The following is a 19,341-nucleotide window of genomic DNA, read 5'->3' as shown; positions in this document are numbered from 1 at the left end:
GTCCTTTGCCCTTCAGCCGGCTCGGCGGCCGGTGATGCGTTCGATGTCGGCGGCCGTGTAGCCCAGTTCGGCGAGCACGCGATCGGTGTGTTCGCCCAGCGCCGGAATCGGGTCCATGCGCGGCTCGAAGGCGGTATTGCGCCCCGGCGGCAGCAGCGCCGGCAGCGTGCCGGAGGGACTGCCCACCTCGCTCCAGCGCTGGCGCGCCTTCAGTTGCGGATGAGCCCAGACGCCGGCCATGTCGTTGACGTGGGCGTTGGCGATCGAGGCCGCTTCCAGCCGCTCGATCACCTGCTCGGCGGTCAGGCTGGCGAAGCTCTCGACGATGATCGCACGCAGCGCCGCACGGTTCTCGGAGCGCTTGAAGTTCGCCGAGAAGCGCTCGTCCCTGGCCAGCTCAGGCTGCAGCAGCACCTTCTCGCAGAAGAGGCCCCATTCGCGCTCGTTCTGCAGCCCCAGCATGACGGTTCCGCCATCGCCGGCCGGGAACGGCCCGTAGGGATAGATGGTGGCATGCGCCGCACCGGCACGCGGCGGCGGCGGTGCGCCGTCGTAGGCGTAGTACAGCGGATAGCCCATCCACTCGACCAGGCTTTCGAGCATCGACACGTCGACCCGGCTGCCTTCGCCGGTCTTGTCGCGCAGCATCAGCGCCGAGAGCACGCCGGTGTAGGCGTACATGCCGGCGGCGATGTCGGCGATCGAGCAGCCGGCCTTGGCCATTTCCTCCTCGCCCGGCCCGCCGGTCACGGAGAGGAACCCGCCTTCGCTCTGGATCAGCAGGTCGTAGGCCTTCTTCTGCTCGTAGGGACCGCCTTCGCCGTAGCCGGAGATGTCGCAGACGACCAGCCTCGGGAAACGCGCGTGCAGCGCCTCGAACGACAGGCCCATGCGCGCCGCGGCGCCGGGCGCGAGGTTCTGCACCAGCACGTCGGCCTTGGCCAGCAGCGCGTCGAGCACCTCGCCGGCCTCGGCGGCCTTGAGGTCCAGGGCCAGGCTTTCCTTGGAGCGGTTGGTCCAGACGAAATGGGAGGCCAGCCCCTTGACGCGCTCGTCGTAGCCGCGGGCGAAGTCGCCGACGCCGGGCCGCTCGATCTTGATCACCCGGGCGCCGAGGTCGGCCAGTTGGCGCGTACAGAACGGCGCGGCGATGGCGTGCTCGAGGCTGATCACGGTGATGCCGTCCAGGGGACGGGGTTTGGCTGCGGTATCGCTCATAGTTCTTTTCCTGCCTGTTCGTCTGTCCGGTGGGCTGAAGCCCACCCTACGAAAGAGTGCCGGTTCGAAGCCGTCAGGCCAGAACGCTCAGGTCGTTGGTGTCGCGCAGGCGCCAGACCCTTTCGATCAGTTGGCCCGCCTCGTCCGCGCTGCGCGCGCCGGAGAATTGCACCAGGCGGCGGAACTTGTCCTCCAGCTCGGCGCGGCTGAGCGTGTTGCCCGGGTCGCCCTTGGGGTCGTCGACCGCGGCCTGCAGGGTGCGGCCGTCGGTGGTCTCCAGCGTGACGCGGCCGAGCCAGCGGGCCGGATAGGCGCCGTCGACCTCCGGGTCGAGCACCATCGAGACCTTGTCGCGGAAGGCCGAGACCGCCTCGTCGGTGAGCGCCAGGGTGTGGAATTCCGGCAGGCCGGCCTTGCCGTGCACGGCGATCAGGCCGAGCACCGTACCCATGGAGAACTTCGCCTGGTGCACCGTCTGCGGCACGGTCACGCGGCCGAGCACGTCGATGGCGCCCTGGTGCACGCGCGCGGTCACGCTGCGGATTTCCTCGGCGCGCAGGCCTTCGCGCTGCATCAGCTCGAGCAGGGCATCGGCGGCCGGATGGGTGTGGCGGCAGGACGCGTGGAACTTGAAGGAGGTCTCCACCAGCGCCCAACGGCTGCCGAGGCGGTCGGACAGCTTGCTCGGGTCGGCGTCGCTGGACATGCCGGCGGCCATGCCCTGATCGCCTTCGAGGATGTTCTTCGCGCCGGTCAGCCCCTCGGCGGTCAGGTAGGCGGCCAGCAGGCCGTCGGCGGCCGCCTTGGCGGTGTGCAGCTGCTTGGAGTCGGCGGCGTCGCGGAGGAACTCCCACAGCCCCGCGGCCTGGGTGCCGGCGCTGCCGAGCAGGTTGGTGAACTGCGCCTGGTCGAAATCCAGCAGCTTGCCGACCGCCACCGCGGCGGCCAGGGTGCCGACCGTGGCGGTGGTATGGAAGATGCGGTAGTGCGAGCGACCGAGGAACTCGCCGATGCGGATGCCCGCCTCGTAGCCGGCGACCGACGCCAGCAGCAGCTCGCGGCCGGACTTGCCGAGGTCCTGCGCGGCGGCCAGCGCAGCGGGGAAGACCACGGTGGCCGGGTGCAGCACGGAGCTGTTGTGCAGGTCGTCCTGCTCGACCAGGTGCGAGCTGGCGCCGTTGACCAGCGCGGCGAAATAGGCCGAGCTGCCCTTGCCGCTGACGAAGATGTGCGCCGGGCCGTCGGCCGGGCCCATCTTCTCGGCGTAGCGCTCGAACAGCGGGATCGGGTGCGCGCCCTGGCTGGCCAGCGCGGAGGCCAGCCAGTCGAGGAACAGGTCTTCGGTGCGCGCCAGTACCTGATTGGGGATCTGCTCGTAGGTCAGGCCGGCGAGGAACTCGGTGAGTGCCTGGGTGTGCTGGCTCATTTCGGTTGACTCCATTGGGTTGGACCACTCGATGGGTTCGGCCCCATCGCCGGCGTCATCATTCGTAGGGCGGAAAACGGCGAAGCCTTTTCCACGCGTCTGCATCATCGGTCTCGGTGGAAAAGACCTGCGGTCGTTTTCCACCCTACGGCCGCTCCGTCAGAACGAACGCGGCAGCTCGAGCAGGTGCTCGGACACGTACGACAGGATCAGGTTGGTGGAGATCGGCGCCACCTGGTACAGGCGGGTCTCGCGGAATTTGCGCTCGACGTCGTATTCGTTGGCGAAGCCGAAACCGCCGTGGGTCTGCAGGCAGGCGTTGGCCGCTTCCCAGGACGCCTTGGCGGCCAGGTACTTGGCCATGTTGGCCGCGGCCCCGGCGTTGCGGCCGGCGTCGTACTCCTCACAGGCGCGCCAGCGCATCAGGTCGGCGGCCTCGATCTCGATGTGCGCCTCGGCGATCGGGAACTGCACGCCCTGGTTCTGGCCGATCGGGCGGCCGAACACCACGCGGTCGCGGGCGTACTGCGCCGACTTCTCGGTGAACCAGCGGCCGTCGCCGATGCACTCGGCGGCGATCAGGGTGCGCTCGGCATTGAGGCCGTCGAGGATGTAGCGGAAGCCCTTGCCTTCTTCGCCGATCAGGCTGCTGGCCGGGATTTCCAGGTTGTCGAAGAACAGCTCGTTGGTCTCGTGGTTGACCATGTTGGCGATCGGCTGCACGGTCAGGCCGTTGCCGATGGCTTCGCGCAGGTTGACCAGGAAGATGGACATGCCGTCGGCCTTCTTCTTCACCTCGGCCAGGGGCGTGGTGCGGGCCAGCAGGATCATCAGGTCGGAGTGCTGGATGCGCGAGATCCAGACCTTCTGGCCGTTGATGACGTACTTGTCTCCCTGCTTCACCGCCGTGGTCTTGATCTTGGTGGTGTCGGTGCCGGTGGTCGGCTCGGTCACGCCCATGGACTGCAGGCGCAGCTCGCCGCTGGCCAGCTTGGGCAGGTAGTAGCCCTTCTGCTCGTCGCTGCCGTTTCGCAGCAGGGTGAACATGTTGTACATCTGGCCGTGAATGGTGCCGGAGTTGCCGCCGCAGCGGTTCACTTCCTCGAGGATGATAGAGGCTTCGGCCAGGCCCAGGCCCGAGCCGCCGTATTCTTCCGGGATCATCGCCGACAGCCAGCCGGCTTCGGTCATGGCCTTGACGAATTCCTCGGGAAAGCCCTTCTCCTCGTCGATCTTGCGCCAGTATTCGGCGGGGAATTCGGCGCAGAGGGCGCGCACGCCTTCGCGGATGGCGTTGTATTCGTCGTTCAGGTACGGATTCATCTCGGTTCCTCGAAAATTCTTTTGTAGGAGCGAGCTTGCTCGCGAATGGCTGCCGCCTCGATTCACGAACAAGGGGCTACGGCACCCTGGCTCCCAAAATCAGTCTTTGTGTTTACTCGAATTCCACTTCGCCCTTCTGCGCCAGGCCGTTGGCATTGCCGGCCCAGACCTCGGCCTTGCCCGGCGCGACGATGCGCCCGCCGACCTCGAAGGGCTGCGGCGCGATCAGCGGACGCAGGCCGCGGAAGGCGAAGCGACGCAGGCGCGCCTCCGGGTTGGCGCGGCAAAAGGCCCGCAGGCTGAGGGTGGCGATCAGCGGCCCGTGCACCACCAGGCCGGAATAACCCTCGGTGTCGGTCACGTAGGGCCAGTCGTAGTGGATGCGGTGGCCGTTGAAGGTGACCGCCGAATAGCGGAACAGCAGCGTCGGCGTCGGGTTCACCGCCTCGCGCCAGTCACCCTCGATCAGCGGCTCGCCGCTGCTGGTCTTCGGCGGGGTGGGCTCGCGGTAGACGATGTCCTGTTCTTCGCGAATGGCCAGGCGGCCGTTTTGCGAGTAGTCGTGGCGCACGGTGACGAACAGCAGCGAACCGGTGCGGCCGCTCTTTTCCTGGATGTCCTGGATGGTGGAGACGCGCGTCGCCTCCTCGCCCACCGGCAGCGGCTCGATGAATTCCAGCCGGCCGCCAGCCCACATGCGGTTGCGGTTGTCCGCCGGGGGCAGGAAGCCGCCGCGCGCCGGATGGCCGTCGCCGCCGAGGCCGGTCTCGGGCACCGCATCCTGGAAGAAACACCATTGCCACAGCGGCGGCAGTGGCTGGCCGGTGCCGGGTTCGGCTTCGCCCAGGGTCGCGGCGATGCGCTTGATCAGGTTGCGGCTGAGCTCTTCGTGAGTCTCCTCGGTGCGTCCGAGCCAGGCAGAGGTGTCGGTCATCACAGATCCCATCGTGGTGGTGTGTGTTGTTTTCGCCGTAGCCTGCTGGGTTATTGGTGTTTTGTGAATTAGCATTTCCTAACACCACCATTAAATTATGGTTAACACCAGCACAGGGCGCGTCCGATGCACTTCGATCTAGCCGATCTACACCTGTTCCTGCACATCTCGGAGTCACCCAGCCTGAGCCAGGCGGCGCGCCGCTGCCATCTGTCGCCGGCGGCGGCCAGCGTCCGCATTAAGGCGCTGGAGTCGCAGCTCGACGCCCGCCTGCTGTATCGAGACAGCCGCGGCGTGGAGCTCACCCCGGCCGGGCAGCGGCTGCTGCAGCATGCGCGGCTGATCATGCGCCAGGTCGACTACCTCAAGAGCGAGTTCACCGCCTATGGCACCGATTCGGCCGGGCACATCCGCATCTTCGCCAACACCACGGCGGTCACCGAATTCCTCCCGGAGAAGCTGGCCGGCTTTCTCGCCGAACGCCCGGGCGTGACGGTGGACCTGCAGGAGCGCCTGTCGCGCGACATCGTGCGCGGCGTGCTGGACGGCTCCACCGACCTCGGCATCATCGCCGGCCCGGTGGAGGCGCGCGGCCTGCAGGTGCTGCACTTCAGCACCGACCGGCTGGTGCTGGCGGTTCCGGTCGGCCACCCGCTGGCCGCCGAGCGCCAGGTGACGCTGAGCCAGACGCTGTCCTTCCAGCACATCGGCCTGCACGAAGGCAGCACCCTGCTCAGCTTCCTGCGCGATCAGGTGGAACGGCTCGGCGAGCAGCTGTCGCTGCGCATCCAGGTGTCCTCCTTCGAAGCGGTCTGCCGGATGATCGAGGCCGGTGTCGGCATCGGCGTCATTCCCGAGTCGGCGGCCACCCGCCACAGCCGCACCATGCGCCTGGCGATCGTCGAGCTCGACGAGCCCTGGGCGGTACGCGAGCGCAGCATCCTGGTACGCGAGTTCGATGCCCTGCCGGGCACGGTCAAGGCGCTGATCGCCACGCTGGCACCGGACCAGACCGGCTGAGGCAGACGGCACGCGGGTGCACGAAAAAGTGTCGTCGTTCATCCGGGGCGCCGTCCTGACCTGCTGTCGTACCGCAAGACGACCATCGCTAGTGCCCGCCGCTTGGCTTGCCAGGGAATCCTTGGCCGCTCGTGCTGCCCAATGGTGCACTTGCAGGCGCATGCACTGCCGGCGGGCGGCGGCAATCGCGAGCTTGCCATCCATTTGCCAGTTGCTTAGGGTTTGACGCATGACTTCTCTGATTGCCCCCATCGGTTCGCTGCTGGGCGGCGTGGCTTTGCTCCTGCTCGGCCACGGCCTGCTGAATACCCTGCTGACGTTGCGGGGCGTCGCCGAGGGCTACTCGACCGGCCTCATCGGCATCATGATGTCCGGCTACTTTCTCGGTTACCTGATCGGCACCTGGCTGGCGCCCTCGCTGATCCGCCGGGTCGGGCACATCCGCACCTTCGCCTTCTATGCGGCCCTGGCGTCGATCGCCGCGCTGTTGCACGTGATGATCGTCAATCCTTGGGTATGGATGGCGCTGCGCGTCCTCTATGGCATCGCCCTGGTAACGCTCTACATGGTCATCGAGAGCTGGCTGAATGCGCAGGTCAGCGGCGACAAGCGCGGCCAGGTGTTCGCCATCTACATGGTGGTCAACCTCGGGGCGCTGGCGGCGGCCCAGCAGTTGCTGGCGCTGGAAAGCCCGATGGTGTTCACCCTGTTCGCGCTGGCCGCCATCCTCATCTGCAGCGCGCTGATGCCCATCACCCTCACCCGCCAGGCGCAGCCGACGCAGCCCGAGACGCCGCACACCGACCTGCTGCAGCTGGCCCGCATCGCGCCGCTGCCGCTGATGGCCGCGGGCCTGTCCGGCCTGGCGCTGGCCGGCTTCTGGGGCCTGGCCCCGGTCTACGCCAGCGGCAGCGGCTTCGATTCCCACGGTGTCGGCCTGCTGATGAGCGTGACCATTCTCGGCGGCGCGCTGCTGCAGTGGCCGATCGGCCGCTTCTCCGACACCCACGACCGGCGCCTGGTGCTGCTCTGGGTGGTCAGCCTGGCGGCCGTGCTGTCGGTCGTGTTGACCTTCTTCGTCGCCGGGCCGCTGCTGCTGGCCGGCATGTTCCTCTGGGGCGGGCTGGCCTTCTCGATCTACTCGATCTCGGTGGCGCAGATGGTCGACCAGCTGCACCCGGACGAAATCCTCTCCGGCTCCAGCGGCCTGCTGCTGGCCAACGGCTTCGGCGCGGCCTTCGGGCCGGTGATCGCCGGCGGGCTGATGACCCTGATCGGGCCGAAGGGCCTGCCGATCTTCTTCGCCGTGACCCTCGGCGTGCTGGCGCTCTACTCGCTGTACCGCGCGCGCCGCGTCAGCGACCTGCTGAGCGAGCCGCACGGCCACTTCACCCCGATGCTGCGCACCAGCCACACGGTGCTGGAGCTGATGCCGGATACCCCGGAAACCCCACACGAACCCGCATCCGATCCGGATGCACAACCCGAGCCCGCCTACGCGGGACAGGAGCGATAGCGGCGCCAGGCGAGCACCCGGTCGCACGGACGCCGCACCACCCGTGCACGTCGGCCAAGGTCGGCGCGTCAACCACTATGGACAGGGAGACAGCGCATGCTACTTGCCACCGATCTCGATGGAACCTTTCTCGGCGGCGATCCGGCGGATCGCCTGAGCCTCTATCAGACCATCACCGCTCACCCCGACATCCAGCTCGCCTACGTCACCGGACGTAGCCTGGAGTCGGTCCTGCCGCTGCTGGCCGACCCCACGCTGCCGCAGCCGGACTACATCATCGCCGACGTCGGCGCCAGCCTGTACCACGGCGAGACCCTGCAGCCGATCCAGCCCCTGCAGCAGGACATCGACGCCCGCTGGCCCGGCGAAACCCAGGTCGCCAGCGCCCTGGCCGACATCCCAGAACTGGTGCGCCAGGACATTCCGCAGGCCCGCCGCTGCTCGTACTTCTGCACGCCCGAGCGCGCGGCCGATCCGGCGCTGAAGGAAATCGCCGAAGCGCTGGATTGCGACCTGCTGTATTCGGCCGATCTCTATCTCGACTTCCTGCCGCGCGGGGTCAACAAGGGCAGCAGCCTGCTGCGCCTGGTGGAACTGATCGGCATCGACCCCGAACAGGTGCTGGTCGCCGGCGACACGCTGAATGACCTGGCCATGCTCGGCTGCGGGCTCAAGGGCGTCTGCGTCGGACGGTCGGAGCCGGCCCTGCTGGAGCAGACCCAGCACTGCGCGCGGGTGCTGCATGCCGACAGCCCGGGCTGCGGCGGCATCATCCAGGCCTTCTCGCACTTCGGCTTCCTCGGCGAACACGGCTTCGCCGCCGAGACCCGCCGCGCCACCGAACCGGGGCAGGCCGAGCTGGTGATCGTCTACCACCGCCTGCCCTACGAGGAACACCGCGTCGCCGGCAAGCTGCAGCGCCGCCGGCCGACCTCGCCCAACGGCATCATCCCCACCCTGCTGAGCTTCTTCGCCGACGGGCGCAAGGGCTCCTGGGTGGCCTGGGCCGTGGACGAGGGCGAGGAACCCTTCGACAGCCACACCACGGTGGACGCCGAGCGCTACCCGCGCCTGACCGCCGCGCGCGTGCCGCTGTGCCAGGCCGACGTCGACACCTTCTACAAGCGTTTCTCCAAGGAGGCCTTCTGGCCCACCCTGCACTGCTTCTGGGAGCGCGCCAGCTTCCACGAGGAGGACTGGCAGGTGTACCTGCGCGTCAACCGCGCCTTCGCCGAACGCACCGCGCTGGAGGCGGCCGAAGGCGCCACCGTGTGGATCCACGACTACAACCTGTGGATGGTCCCGGCCTACCTGCGCGAGCTGCGCCCGGACCTGAAGATCGCCTTCTTCCACCACACCTACTTCCCCTCGGCCGACGTGTTCAACGTGGTGCCCTGGCGCCGGCAGATCATCGGCAGCCTGCTGCAGTGCGATTACGTCGGCTTCCACATCCCGCGGCAGGTGGAGAACTTCGTCGACGTTGCGCGCGGCGTCTTCCCGCTGAAGACGCTCGCCGAGCAGAACTGCGCGCCGCGCTTCGTCACCTATGGCTGCGCGGTCGGCCTCGACCGCATGACCACCGCCCTCGACACCGGCATGCGCACGGTGCGGCTCGGCGCCCACCCGGTCGGGCTCGACCTCGACCGGGTGCGCAACGCCCTGGCCAGGGCGGCGGTGCAGGAGCAGATGGCGCAGCTGCGCCAGGAGCTGTCCGGCGTGCGCCTGATCCTCGCGGTCGAGCGCCTCGACTACACCAAGGGCGTGCTGGAAAAGCTCAAGGCCTACGAGGTGCTGCTGGCGGAGAACCCCGAGCTGCACGGCAAGGTCACGCTGGCCAGCATCTGCGTTCCGGCGGCGCGCGAGATGACCGTCTACGACGAGTTGCAGACGCAGATCGAGCAGGCCGTCGGGCGCATCAACGGGCGCTTCGCGCGGATCGGCTGGACCCCGGTGCAGTTCTTCTTCCGCAGCCTGCCATTCGACGAGGTGGTGGCCTGGTACGCGATGGCCGACGTCATGTGGATCACCCCGCTGCGCGACGGCCTGAACCTGGTGGCCAAGGAGTTCGTCGCCACCCAGGGCCTGCTCGCCGGCAGCGGCGTGCTGGTGCTGTCGGAGTTCGCCGGCGCGGCGGCCGAGCTCAAGGGCGCGGTGCTGACCAACCCGCACGACGTCGCCGACCTGGTGCAGAACTGCTACCTCGCACTGAACATGCCGCGCAGCGAGGCGCGCTCGCGTCTGCGCGAGCTGTTCGACATCGTCGGCTACAATGACATCCGCCGCTGGGGCGACGAGTTCCTCGGCGCGCTGGAGACGGAGGTGCCGACAGCGGTGGTAGAAGCCGCGGTATAAGGTGCTGCTCTGAAGCCCGTCCGTGCTACGGGCTTCAGAAGTCCACTTTTCCGCGGCCGGCCTTGATCGTGCCGCGCTTGCTTTTGCCGGCCAGGCGGCGCTCCTGCGAGCCGCGGGTCGGGCGGGTCGGCCGGCGCTTCTTCTCCACCTGCGTCGCCGCGCGGATCAGCTCGACCAGGCGCTCCTGCGCATCGGCGAGGTTCTGCTCCTGGGTGCGAAAGCGCTGCGCCTTGATCACCAGCACGCCGTCGCGGCTGAGGCGGCTGTCGTTCAGCGCCAGCAGGCGCTCCTTGTAGAAATCCGACAACGACGAGGCGCGGACGTCGAAACGCAGGTGCACCGCGCTGGACACCTTGTTGACGTTCTGCCCGCCGGCGCCCTGCGAGCGGATCGCGGTCCATTGCAGTTCGTCGTCGGGTATCTGCACGTTGGAAGTGATGGTCAGCATGGGCGTCATCTTGCCTGCCTGGGCCCGGGGCGGCCAGCGCCGTAGCCTTTTTCGACAATTTCTCCCGCCGTTCCGCCGGTGCTTTCGCTAAGGTAGGCGGCTGGCAACGATGGAGCGGCAGCAATGGATTCGATCACCCAGGCGGTTCTCGGCGCCAGCGTGCAAGGCGCGCTGCTGGGCCGCTGGCAGGGGCGCAAGGCGCTGCTGTACGGCGCCCTGCTCGGCACCGTACCGGACCTGGACGTGGTGATCGACTACGGCGACGCGGTCGCCGAGATGACCTATCACCGCGGCTTCAGCCACTCGCTGTTCGTGCTCACCGCCCTCGCCGCATTGCTCACCTGGCTCGCCCGGCGCTTGCGGCCGGACCCGCGCTACAGCGGCAGGCGCCTGTTCCTCACGCTCTGGCTGGTGCTGATCACCCACGTGCTGCTCGATGCCTTCACCAGCTACGGCACCCAGCTGTTCTGGCCGCTGCCGACGCCGCCGGTGGCCTGGTCGACGGTGTTCATCATCGATCCTCTGTACACCCTGCCGCTGCTGTTCGCCGTACTGGTCGGCGCCATCGCCGGGCTCAAGGGCCGGGTCGGCCGCTGGCCAGCAATCGCGCTGGGCCTGTCGAGCGCCTACCTGGCCTTCACCGTGGCCGGCAAGCAGATGGCCGAGCAGCGCGTCGCCGAGGCGCTGGCAAGCTCGGGCATCAAGGCCGAGGCCGTGTTCAGCGGCCCGACGCCCTTCAACAGCCTGCTTTGGCGTGCGGTGGTGATCGACGGCGAGGACTACCACGAGGCGCTGGTCGGCTGGTTCGACGACGGCCCGCCGGAGCTGGTGCGCCTGCCGCGCGGCAGCGCGCTGGCCGGCATCGTCGCGGCCTCGCCCCAGCATGCGCGCCTGCAGTGGTTCACCGGCGGCATCCTGCGCTACGACCAGGTGGACGGGCAACTGCTGGTCACCGACCTGCGCCTGGGGATGACCGGTTTCCACCCGTTCCGCTTCCCGCTGGCCGAGCAGCAGGACGGGCAATGGCAGCTGATCGAGCACGTCGAACGCCTGCCCGCCAGCCGTGGCGACAGCCGCCAGCTGCTGACTCTCTGGGAGCGCATCTGGCACCCCGCCGAGCGGGTGCCGCTGGAAGCCTGGGCCGCCGACCTCGGCCGGCGCTGATCTATAGGCCGCCTCGCATCCTTTGCGCTTCTGGGAGCGGTCTCGACCGCGAACCCCCACCATTCGCGGCCAAGGCCGCTTGTCCGCAGTCGCCGCGAGGGCGCGCAATCCACAAGGATGTGGTGAATGCCGCAAGCCCGTCGGGAACGGGCGCGGCCTCCCGCAGGATCCGGTGGGCACCGCTCGTTTTTTGTGGGAGGCCCGACCTCGGGGCGATAGACCGCGAAGTGCCGCGCTTTTCCCCTTCTCCCCGCGGGAGAAGGTGGCCCGCAGGACCGGATGAGGGAAGCTTTTCTCAGCGAGCCCTACTGGTGCGCCTGTGCCAATCCCCCGTGATGCCGAGAGGCCGCCGGGCTCACCCCAGGTCGCCCGCCTCGCGCCCCGCGTACCAGCGATTCAGCCCGTAGAGCAGCACGCCCAGGCCGAGCAGCAGCCCCGCGCGCAGCCAGGTGCCGGTCTCCTGCTGGGCCAGCAGCACCAGGCACGACAGAATGGCCAGCACCGGCAGCGCCGTCGGCGCCCTGAAATGCGGCCGGTCGACCTGGTCGCGGCGCAGCGCCAGCACCGCCACGTTGGTGCTGATGAAGACGAACAGAAGCAACAGCACCACAGTCTCGGCCAGCACCTGCAGGCTGCCGGTGACGGTCAGCAGCATCGCCATCAGCGTGGTGGCGACGATCGCCACCCAGGGCGTGCGCCGGTTCGGCAGCACCCGGGCGAGCACGCCTGGCAGCTGGCCGTCGTCGGCCATGCCGTAGGCCAGGCGGCTGGCCATGATCATGGTCAACAGCGCGCCGTTGGCCACCGCCACCAGGGCGATCACGGCGAACAGCCCGTCCGGCACCGCATAGCCGGTCGCCCGGACCACCTCGAGCAGCGGCGCCGAGCTACGCTCCAGCGCCTCGGGCGACAGCACCGCGGTCGCCGCCGTGCCCACCCCCATGTACACCAGGCCGGCGACGACGAGCGCGCCGAACAGGGCGCGCGGGTAGTTGCGCTCGACGTTCTTCACCTCCTCGGCGACGTTGGCCGAGACCTCGAAGCCGACGAAGGAATAGAAGGCGATCAGCGCCGCTCCCAGCACCGCCAGCGCCGGCGACACCCCGGGGGTGAAGGTCAGCACCCGCGCGGGCTCGCCCTGCCCCGCCAGCACGAAGCGCGCGGCCAGCAGGATCACCAGCAGCAGGCCGCTCACCTCGATGACGGTCATGAGCGCATTGGCGCCCAGCGATTCGCGGATGCCGCGCGCATTGAGCAGCGCCACCAGGGTCAGGAACACCAGCGCGGTGGGCACCGTCGGTGTCTGCAGGAAGGCCCCCAGGTAGTCGCCGGCGAATGCCAGCGACAGGCCCGCGGCGCTGGTGACCCCGGCCGCCAGCATGCTGAAGCCGACCAGGAACGACAGCAGCGGGACACCGAAGGCGCGCTGGGCGAACAGCGCCGCGCCGCCAGCCCTGGGGTACTTTGTGACCAGCTCGGCATAGGATGCGGCGGTGAGCATGGCGAAGCCCAGCGCCACCAGCAGCGGCACCCACACCGCCCCGCCCACCTCGCCGGCGATCTTCCCGGCCAGGGCGTAGACGCCCGCGCCCAGCACATCGCCGAGGATGAACAGGAACAGCGCCGGCCCGCCGATGGCGCGCCGCAGCCGGGTGCCGGTCTCGACCGCCGGGCTGCTCACGGACAGACCTGCATGAAATCGGGAACGGTAGGCATCGGGGCTCCTCGGCGTGCGTGGTCCTTGAACCTAGAGCCGCGCGCCACCGGCGAAGTTCAGCGGTTTCCATGCGCTTGCGTGCGAAACCAGCTCCGGGTGGGCGTGGGGGTGGGCTTCAGCCCACCAACGAAAGCTCGAACAGGAAACAGGTGGGCTGAAGCGGAACGCCGCCCGACCCACCCTACAATCGCGGACGAGCCGGCTTTCCCGTCCCACCGAAACGAAAAGCCCCGACCTGGGCCGTAATGCGATTCACTTAGGCAAGATCGCCCCGAGGTCGGGCCTCCCACGAAAGCGGAGTTGCCCGCCGAGCCCTGTGGGAGGCCGCGCTCGTTCCCGACGGGCTTGCGGCATCCACCACATCCCTGTGGGAGGCGCGCCCTCGCGGCGATGCAGGCCGTAGGCCTGCCCGAGGCCAAGGGTCCACTTAAGTGAACAGCATTGCGACCTGGGCCGGGGCTTCGATGGTAGCGAGAAGCGTCAGGTCCTGAACTGTCCAACCAGGCCCTGCAGCTCGACGCCCAGGCGCGCCAGTTCGGCACTGGCGTCGGCCGTCTGGTGGCTGGCGGTGGCGCTCTGCTCGCCGATGTCGCGCACGCGGGTGATGCTTTCGCTGATGGCCTCGGCCACGGCGCTCTGCTCTTCGGAAGCGGCGGCGATCTGCTGGTTCATCTGCTCGATGGTGGACACCGCCTCGGTGATCCGGCCGAGCGCGGCGCCGGCTTCGCTGGCCAGTTCCACGGTGCGGTGGGTCAGCGTGCGGCTGGCCTCCATCTGATCGACCGCCTGCCGCGCCTGGCGCTGCAGGTTGGCGATCAGGCCTTCGATTTCCTCGGTCGAGGCATGGGTGCGCATGGCCAGTGCCCGCACCTCGTCGGCGACCACGGCGAAGCCGCGGCCCTGTTCGCCGGCGCGCGCCGCCTCGATGGCGGCGTTGAGCGCCAGCAGGTTGGTCTGTTCGGCGACGCTGCGGATCACTTCCAGCACGGTGCCGATGCGGCCGCTCTCCTGGTTGAGAGCCTCGAGCGCCTGGGCAGACTGCTCGACCTCGCTGGCCAGGCTGCCGACCTGGGTCACGGCCTCCTGCACCACGCGGTCGCCCTGGCGCGCTTCCTGGTCGGCCTGGCGCGCGGCGACGCTGGCCTGTTCGGCGTTGCGCGCCACCTCCTGCACGGTGGAGCTCATCTGCAGCACGGCGGTGGCCACCTGGTCGGTCTCCACGCGCTGGGTCTGCACGCCCTGGCTGGTCTGCGCGGTGACCGCGGAGAGCTGGTCGGCCGCGGTGGCGATCTGGCTGACGCCGCCGCCGATCCGCCCGATCAGGTTGCGCAGGCTCTGGGTCATGGTCTGCATGGCTTCCTGCAGCTGCCCGACCTCGTCGCGCCGGCGAACCGTCTCGCTCTGGCTGAGGTCGCCGCCGGCGACCCGCTGGGCAATCGCCACGGTACGCTGCAGCGGCCCGACGATGATGCGGGTGATCGACACCGATGCCACCAGGCCGATGGCGATCGCCGCCGCCACGATGATGCCGAGCAGCGCCAGCGTCTGCTGGCGAGCGGCCTGCATCGCCTCGTTGGCTCGCTGCAGCCCGTCGGCGGCGATCTGCACCGCCGCGGCGGCCTTTTCGTCCATGGTCTGCTCGCTGGCGATGCGTTCGCCACGGTAGCGCTGGAACTGTTCGAATGCCTGCTTGTACTGGCCCAGCGCGCCGAGCGCCGCGGTCATGGCCTCTTTCTGCTCGTCGTCGAGCCAGCGCTGCAGGCCTTCGCCGGTGTTGACGATCTGGCCGTAGACGTCCTGCCAGCCCTGCAGCGCTTCAGCCGAGCCGTCGCCGAGGAAGCGGTATTCGAAAGTGCGCAGGTCGAGGATGTTCTTGGTCAGGCCGGACGTGGCCTCGGCGAGGGTCAGCGGGTCGCTGCCCTTGAGGTGGTCGCCCTGCAGGCGCAGGACGCGAACCGCGTCGTACATCGCCAGCTCCACGGAGACGAACTCGTCGCGGCTGAGTTCGGCCGATTCGCCCATCTGCGCCCGCAGCTTCTCGCCTTCGGCCAGCTGCTTGACGTAGGACTCGAACTGCGCCGAGTAGGCGCTGACCGCTTCGCGAATGCGCTGCAGGCTGGCGCGCTCCTCGGCGCTGGCGCGGGACGCCAGGCCCTCGAGTTCGCTGCCGAGCGCCGCCAGTTCCTGGCGCAGCTTCTCGGCCGAGGCCGGGTCGCGGCTGAGCGCGTAGCGACGCTCCTCGGCGCGGGCCTGGAGAATACTGGCGTTGATGCGTGACAGCTGGTTCATCTGCTCGGTGCGCTCGACCGTGTCGTCGACCACGTAGAAGCCGGTGATGCCGACCGCGAGGGTGAGCAGCAGCACCACGCCGAAACCGAGCAACAACTTGCGGCCGACCGTCAGATCGGTAAAGAAACGAATGATGGCGTCCATAGGGAAAGCGTCCTCGAAGCGTGATAGCAGCTCATCGGCCGGTGCTGGAAGAAATTGAGCGTCGAGGAGGGAAAAGCGACGCCTGGCGGCAGGCCCTGTCCGACTCGGACGCTTGGAAACGGGCGGGACTTTACCCTGCCACCGAGCGCCGGCCAAGTTCATGACGTCAAAAGGCCAGCACAGGTCTCGAAACGCAGCTCAGTGCTGCAGGTGGCCGTACAGCCTCGCGTAGAGCCCTCCTTCGGCGATCAGTTGCTGGTGCTCGCCCTGCTCGGCGATTCGCCCACAGTCGAACACCAGCACGCGATCGGCCTGCTTAACCGCCGACAGCCGGTGGGCGATGATCAGCGTGGTGCGCCCCTCGAGGAAACGGTCCAGCGCCTGGTGCAGCGCGTATTCGGTGGCGGCGTCCAGGGCCGAGGTGGCCTCGTCGAGGATCACCACCTTCGGCTCGGCGAGGACCATCCGCGCCACCGCCAGGCGCTGTCGCTGCCCGCCGGACAGGCGCACGCCGGAGCGCCCGACCATGCTGTCGAGCCCCTGCGGCAGCTGGCGCACGGTCTCGGCCAGCTGCGCCAGCTCCAGCGCGTGCCAGCAGGCCGCGTCGTCGCGCTCGCGGCCCATGGTCAGGTTGGCCCGCACCGTGTCGTTGAACAGCGCCGGATGCTGCAGCACCACCGCCACCTGCTCGCGCAGGGTGCCCAGGCCGATCTGCTCGATCGGTGCCTCGCCGAAGCGGATACTGCCCGCCTGCGGCTGGTAGAGGCCGAGCAGCAGCTGTACCAGGGTGCTCTTGCCGCCGCCGCTGGCGCCCACCAGCGCCACCTTCTCGCCCGGCGCGATGCTCAGGTCCAGGCCTTCGAGCACCGGCTCGTCGCGGTAGGAGAAGTACAGGTCGCGCACCTCGATGCCGACCGTGGGCCTGCCGGCGAAGGGGTCGAGCAGCGTCGGGTAGCTCGGCTCGTCGGCGCGCGCCAGCAGCTGGTTGAGCCGGGCCAGCGCGCCGCCGGCGGCGTAGAAGGCGTACTGCAGGTTCAGCAGCTGTTCGACCGGGCCGATCATGAACCACAGGTAGCTGAACACCGCCAGCATCTGCCCAATGGACAGGTCGGAGAACAGCACGGTGAGCATCGCCGCGGCGCGGAACACGTCGATGCCGAACTGGAACAGCAGGCCGCTGGCGCGGTTGGAGGCATCGGTCTTCCACTGCGAGGCGATCGCGTAGTCGCGCACCTCGCGGGCGCGGGCGCCGAGGCGGCCGAGGAAGAAGCCCTGGCGGTTGCCGGCGCGCACCTCCTGGATGGCGTCGAGGGTCTCGGTCAGCGCCTGGGTGAAGCGCGCGGTGCTGTCGTTCTCCAGCCGCTTGAGGTGCTTGACGCGCTTGCCGAGCTGCACCGTGGCGTAGATCACCAGCGGATTGAACAGCAGGATCAGCAGCGCCAGCTGCCAGTGCATCCACACCAGGATCAGCGCCGTGCCGGTGATCGACAGCACCGCCACCAGCAGCCGGCTGAGCGTCTCGCCGATGAACTTGTCGAGGGTATCCAGATCGGTGACCAGGTGGGTCGCCACGGTGCCGCCGCCGAGGTCCTCGTACTCGCTCAGGGCGATGCGCTTGAGCCGCTCGATCAGGCGGATGCGCAGGCGGTAGACGATGTCCTTCGACAGTCCGGCGAACAGCCGCGCCTGCAGCACGTTGAGCACCAGCGCCGCGGCCCGCAGCAGCAGCGTGGCGACCAGCATCAGGCCGATGTAGCCGACCGCGGTCTCCCAGCCGGCCGGCAGGAAGCGGTCCATGACGTTCAGGGCGGCGTCGCCCTGGCCAAGCAGCACCTCGTCGACCAGCAGCGGCAGCAGCAACGGGATCGGCACCGAGCAGAGCGTCGCCAGCACCGCGAAGACGTTGGCGAACAGCAGGCGCTTGCGGTGGCGCAGGGCGAGCCGGCGGATCTCCGCCCAGGTCAGGCGGTCGGCGGGCCGCTCAGCCATGCCGCGCCCGCTGCAGCCAGCGGTCGAGCAAGGGCGCCAGGACCTCCAGCGGCTGGTAGCCGTTGGTCAGCAGCGCCAGCCGCCCCTCGTGCTCGGCGAGCAGCGTGGGGAAGCCGCTGATGCCGAGGTTCTGCACCCAGGTGAAATCCGCTTCGGTCGTCGCACGGGCTTCGGCGCTGTCGAAATGGCGGGCGAAGGCATCGCGTTCGAAACCCTCGGTCTCGGCGAGTTCGGCCAGTTGCGCGGCGCGCACCACGTCCACGCCCTGCTGGTAGAAGGCGCGCTGGATCGCCTGCGCCAGCGGCCAGGCCCGTGCCGGATCGAGCACGCGGGCGGTGACCAGCGCACGGCAGGCCGGCTCGGTGTCGTAGACGAAGCCCGGCGGCATGCCGGCCTCGTAGTCGAACAACTGGCCGGTGGCGGCGTTGACCGCCTGCCAGTGGCCGAGGATGCGCACCCGCCCGGCGGCATCCAGCGGCTCGCGCTGGCTGCGCAGGCCGCCGACCACCAGGTGCAGGCCGACTTCCTCGGCAGCGGCCTGCACGGCCAGCGCCTCGATCACCGGAGCGAAGCCCCAGCACCAGGAGCACATCGGGTCCATCACATAGAGCAGTCGCGTGGTCATCGGTACTCCTCGATCCGCGCCGTGGCAGGGCCGCCCGAAGGCGGCTCGCAGGGGGTCACTCCAGCGGCTGTCGCGGGTCACGGCCGATGGGGTGCGGCTGGTTGCGCTGGCGCGCCAGTTCGATCTGCTTCTGCCGCTCGCGGGCGCTGGCGCGGGTCTTCTCCGGCAGCGAGTCCCAGCAGTGCGGGCAACTGATGCCCGGCGCGTAGTGCCCGGAGGCGCGGTCCTCAACCGAGATCGGGTTGCGGCACGCATGACATTGATCGTAGTCGCCTTCGCTGAGGTCATGGCGCACGGTGACCCGGTTGTCGAACACGAAGCAGTCGCCGCGCCACTTCGAAGTCTCCTGCGGCACCTCTTCCAGGTACTTCAGGATGCCGCCCTTGAGGTGGTAGACCTCCTCGAAGCCCTCCCCGAGCATGAAGCTCGAGGCCTTCTCGCAACGGATGCCGCCGGTGCAGAACATCGCCACCTTCTTGTGCCGCGTCGGGTCGAAGTGGGCCTTCACGTATTCGGGGAATTCGCGGAACGACCGGGTCTTCGGGTCGATGGCGCCCTCGAAGGTGCCGATCGCCACCTCGTAGTCGTTGCGGGTGTCGATCAGCAGCACCTCGGGATCGCTGATCAGCGCGTTCCAGTCCTGCGGCTCGACGTAGGTGCCGACCCGCCGGTTGGGGTCCACGCCCGGCACGCCGAGGGTGACGATTTCCTTCTTCAGCTTGACCTTGGTGCGGTAGAAGGGCTGCTCGTCGCAGTAGGACTCCTTGTGGTCGACGTCGGCCAGGCGCGGGTCCTTCTGCAGCCAGGCGAGCAGCGCGTCGATCGCCTCGCGGGTGCCGGACACGGTACCGTTGATGCCCTCCTCGGCGAGCAGCAGGGTGCCCTTGATGCCGTTGGCCAGCAGGGTATCGAGCAGGGGTTCGCGCAGCGCGACGTAGTCCGGCAGGGAGACGAACTTGTACAGCGCCGCCACGACGATGGGTCGGGTCATGACAGCCTCCAGTGGTCGCCCGCGTAAAGGGCGGACCGGGAAAAAGAAACGCCGGCCAATGGCCGGCGCGGGATTCTAGCAAAAAAGCGGCTTCAGGCTTCAGGCTTCAGGCTTCAGGCTTCAGGCTTCAGGCTTCAGGCTTCAGGCTTCAGGCTTCAGGCTTCAGGCTTCAGGCTTCAGGCTTC

At 68.8% G+C, this 19,341-nt stretch carries 14 protein-coding genes; 4 read left to right on the top strand and 10 right to left on the bottom strand.

All coding sequences use genetic code 11. The features are described from left to right. Positions 1–12: 12 nt before the first annotated feature. From H610_RS0107375 to H610_RS0107360, 4 genes are all read right to left on the bottom strand, one after another. Positions 13–1,218 carry a CaiB/BaiF CoA transferase family protein gene (locus tag H610_RS0107375; protein WP_028239077.1) on the bottom strand — a complete coding sequence of 402 codons (1,206 nt, stop codon included), beginning with the start codon at positions 1,216–1,218 and terminating at the stop codon, positions 13–15. Positions 1,219–1,291: 73 nt separating this feature from the next. Beyond that, complete coding sequence (locus H610_RS0107370) at positions 1,292–2,644, bottom strand: MmgE/PrpD family protein (RefSeq protein ID WP_028239076.1); 1,353 nt, start codon at positions 2,642–2,644, stop codon at positions 1,292–1,294. A 159-nt stretch (positions 2,645–2,803) separates the two neighbouring features. Further along, positions 2,804–3,967, bottom strand: a complete 1,164-nt coding sequence (locus H610_RS0107365) for an acyl-CoA dehydrogenase family protein (protein WP_028239075.1) — start codon at positions 3,965–3,967, stop codon at positions 2,804–2,806. Positions 3,968–4,079: 112 nt separating this feature from the next. Further along, the gene (locus H610_RS0107360; protein WP_028239074.1) at positions 4,080–4,901 is read right to left on the bottom strand and encodes an FAS1-like dehydratase domain-containing protein; all 822 of its coding nucleotides are present in this window, start codon (positions 4,899–4,901) and stop codon (positions 4,080–4,082) included. A 126-nt stretch (positions 4,902–5,027) separates the two neighbouring features. On the opposite strand from H610_RS0107360, the gene H610_RS0107355 reads away from it, so the two are divergent. The 3 genes from H610_RS0107355 (at position 5,028) to ggpS (ending at position 9,789) form a co-directional block, all read left to right on the top strand. Next, the gene (locus H610_RS0107355) at positions 5,028–5,921 is read left to right on the top strand and encodes a LysR family transcriptional regulator (protein ID WP_028239073.1); all 894 of its coding nucleotides are present in this window, start codon (positions 5,028–5,030) and stop codon (positions 5,919–5,921) included. Positions 5,922–6,150: 229 nt separating this feature from the next. Then, positions 6,151–7,437, top strand: coding sequence for an MFS transporter (locus H610_RS0107350; RefSeq protein WP_028239072.1), 1,287 nt, complete (start codon positions 6,151–6,153; stop codon positions 7,435–7,437). Between the two features lie 96 nt (positions 7,438–7,533). After that, entirely contained in the window at positions 7,534–9,789 is a 2,256-nt protein-coding gene (gene ggpS, locus H610_RS0107345) for a glucosylglycerol-phosphate synthase (RefSeq protein ID WP_028239071.1), read from the top strand. Positions 9,790–9,823: 34 nt separating this feature from the next. Here the strand turns inward: ggpS and arfB are convergent, their stop codons facing one another. After that, positions 9,824–10,237, bottom strand: coding sequence for an alternative ribosome rescue aminoacyl-tRNA hydrolase ArfB (arfB, locus tag H610_RS0107340; RefSeq protein WP_028239070.1), 414 nt, complete (start codon positions 10,235–10,237; stop codon positions 9,824–9,826). A 123-nt stretch (positions 10,238–10,360) separates the two neighbouring features. On the opposite strand from arfB, the gene H610_RS0107335 reads away from it, so the two are divergent. Next, a complete protein-coding gene (locus tag H610_RS0107335) occupies positions 10,361–11,401 on the top strand; it encodes a metal-dependent hydrolase (RefSeq protein WP_028239069.1) in 1,041 nt (346 codons plus the stop codon). 355 nt (positions 11,402–11,756) lie between these two features. On the opposite strand, the gene H610_RS23460 is transcribed toward H610_RS0107335, so the two are convergent. From H610_RS23460 to trhO, 5 genes are all read right to left on the bottom strand, one after another. Then, a complete protein-coding gene (locus tag H610_RS23460; RefSeq protein ID WP_084166396.1) occupies positions 11,757–13,082 on the bottom strand; it encodes an APC family permease in 1,326 nt (441 codons plus the stop codon). A 516-nt stretch (positions 13,083–13,598) separates the two neighbouring features. Further along, positions 13,599–15,551: a methyl-accepting chemotaxis protein gene (locus tag H610_RS0107325; RefSeq protein ID WP_028239068.1), complete on the bottom strand. Its 1,953-nt coding sequence runs from the start codon at positions 15,549–15,551 to the stop codon at positions 13,599–13,601. Positions 15,552–15,749: 198 nt separating this feature from the next. Next, the gene (locus H610_RS0107320; protein WP_028239067.1) at positions 15,750–17,540 is read right to left on the bottom strand and encodes an ABC transporter ATP-binding protein; all 1,791 of its coding nucleotides are present in this window, start codon (positions 17,538–17,540) and stop codon (positions 15,750–15,752) included. Then, positions 17,533–18,165 carry a DsbA family protein gene (locus H610_RS0107315; RefSeq protein ID WP_028239066.1) on the bottom strand — a complete coding sequence of 211 codons (633 nt, stop codon included), beginning with the start codon at positions 18,163–18,165 and terminating at the stop codon, positions 17,533–17,535. The genes H610_RS0107320 and H610_RS0107315 overlap by 8 nt, the downstream gene beginning before the upstream one ends. 55 nt (positions 18,166–18,220) lie before the next feature. Further along, positions 18,221–19,156 (bottom strand): oxygen-dependent tRNA uridine(34) hydroxylase TrhO, encoded by a 936-nt coding sequence (trhO, locus tag H610_RS0107310; protein WP_028239065.1) that lies wholly within the window; start codon positions 19,154–19,156, stop codon positions 18,221–18,223. Positions 19,157–19,341: the final 185 nt, after the last annotated feature.

This window comes from Stutzerimonas azotifigens DSM 17556, assembly GCF_000425625.1.
Taxonomy (GTDB): domain Bacteria; phylum Pseudomonadota; class Gammaproteobacteria; order Pseudomonadales; family Pseudomonadaceae; genus Stutzerimonas; species Stutzerimonas azotifigens.
Note: the sequence above shows the minus strand (reverse complement) of the source record. Positions and strands in the feature narration are given on the sequence as shown.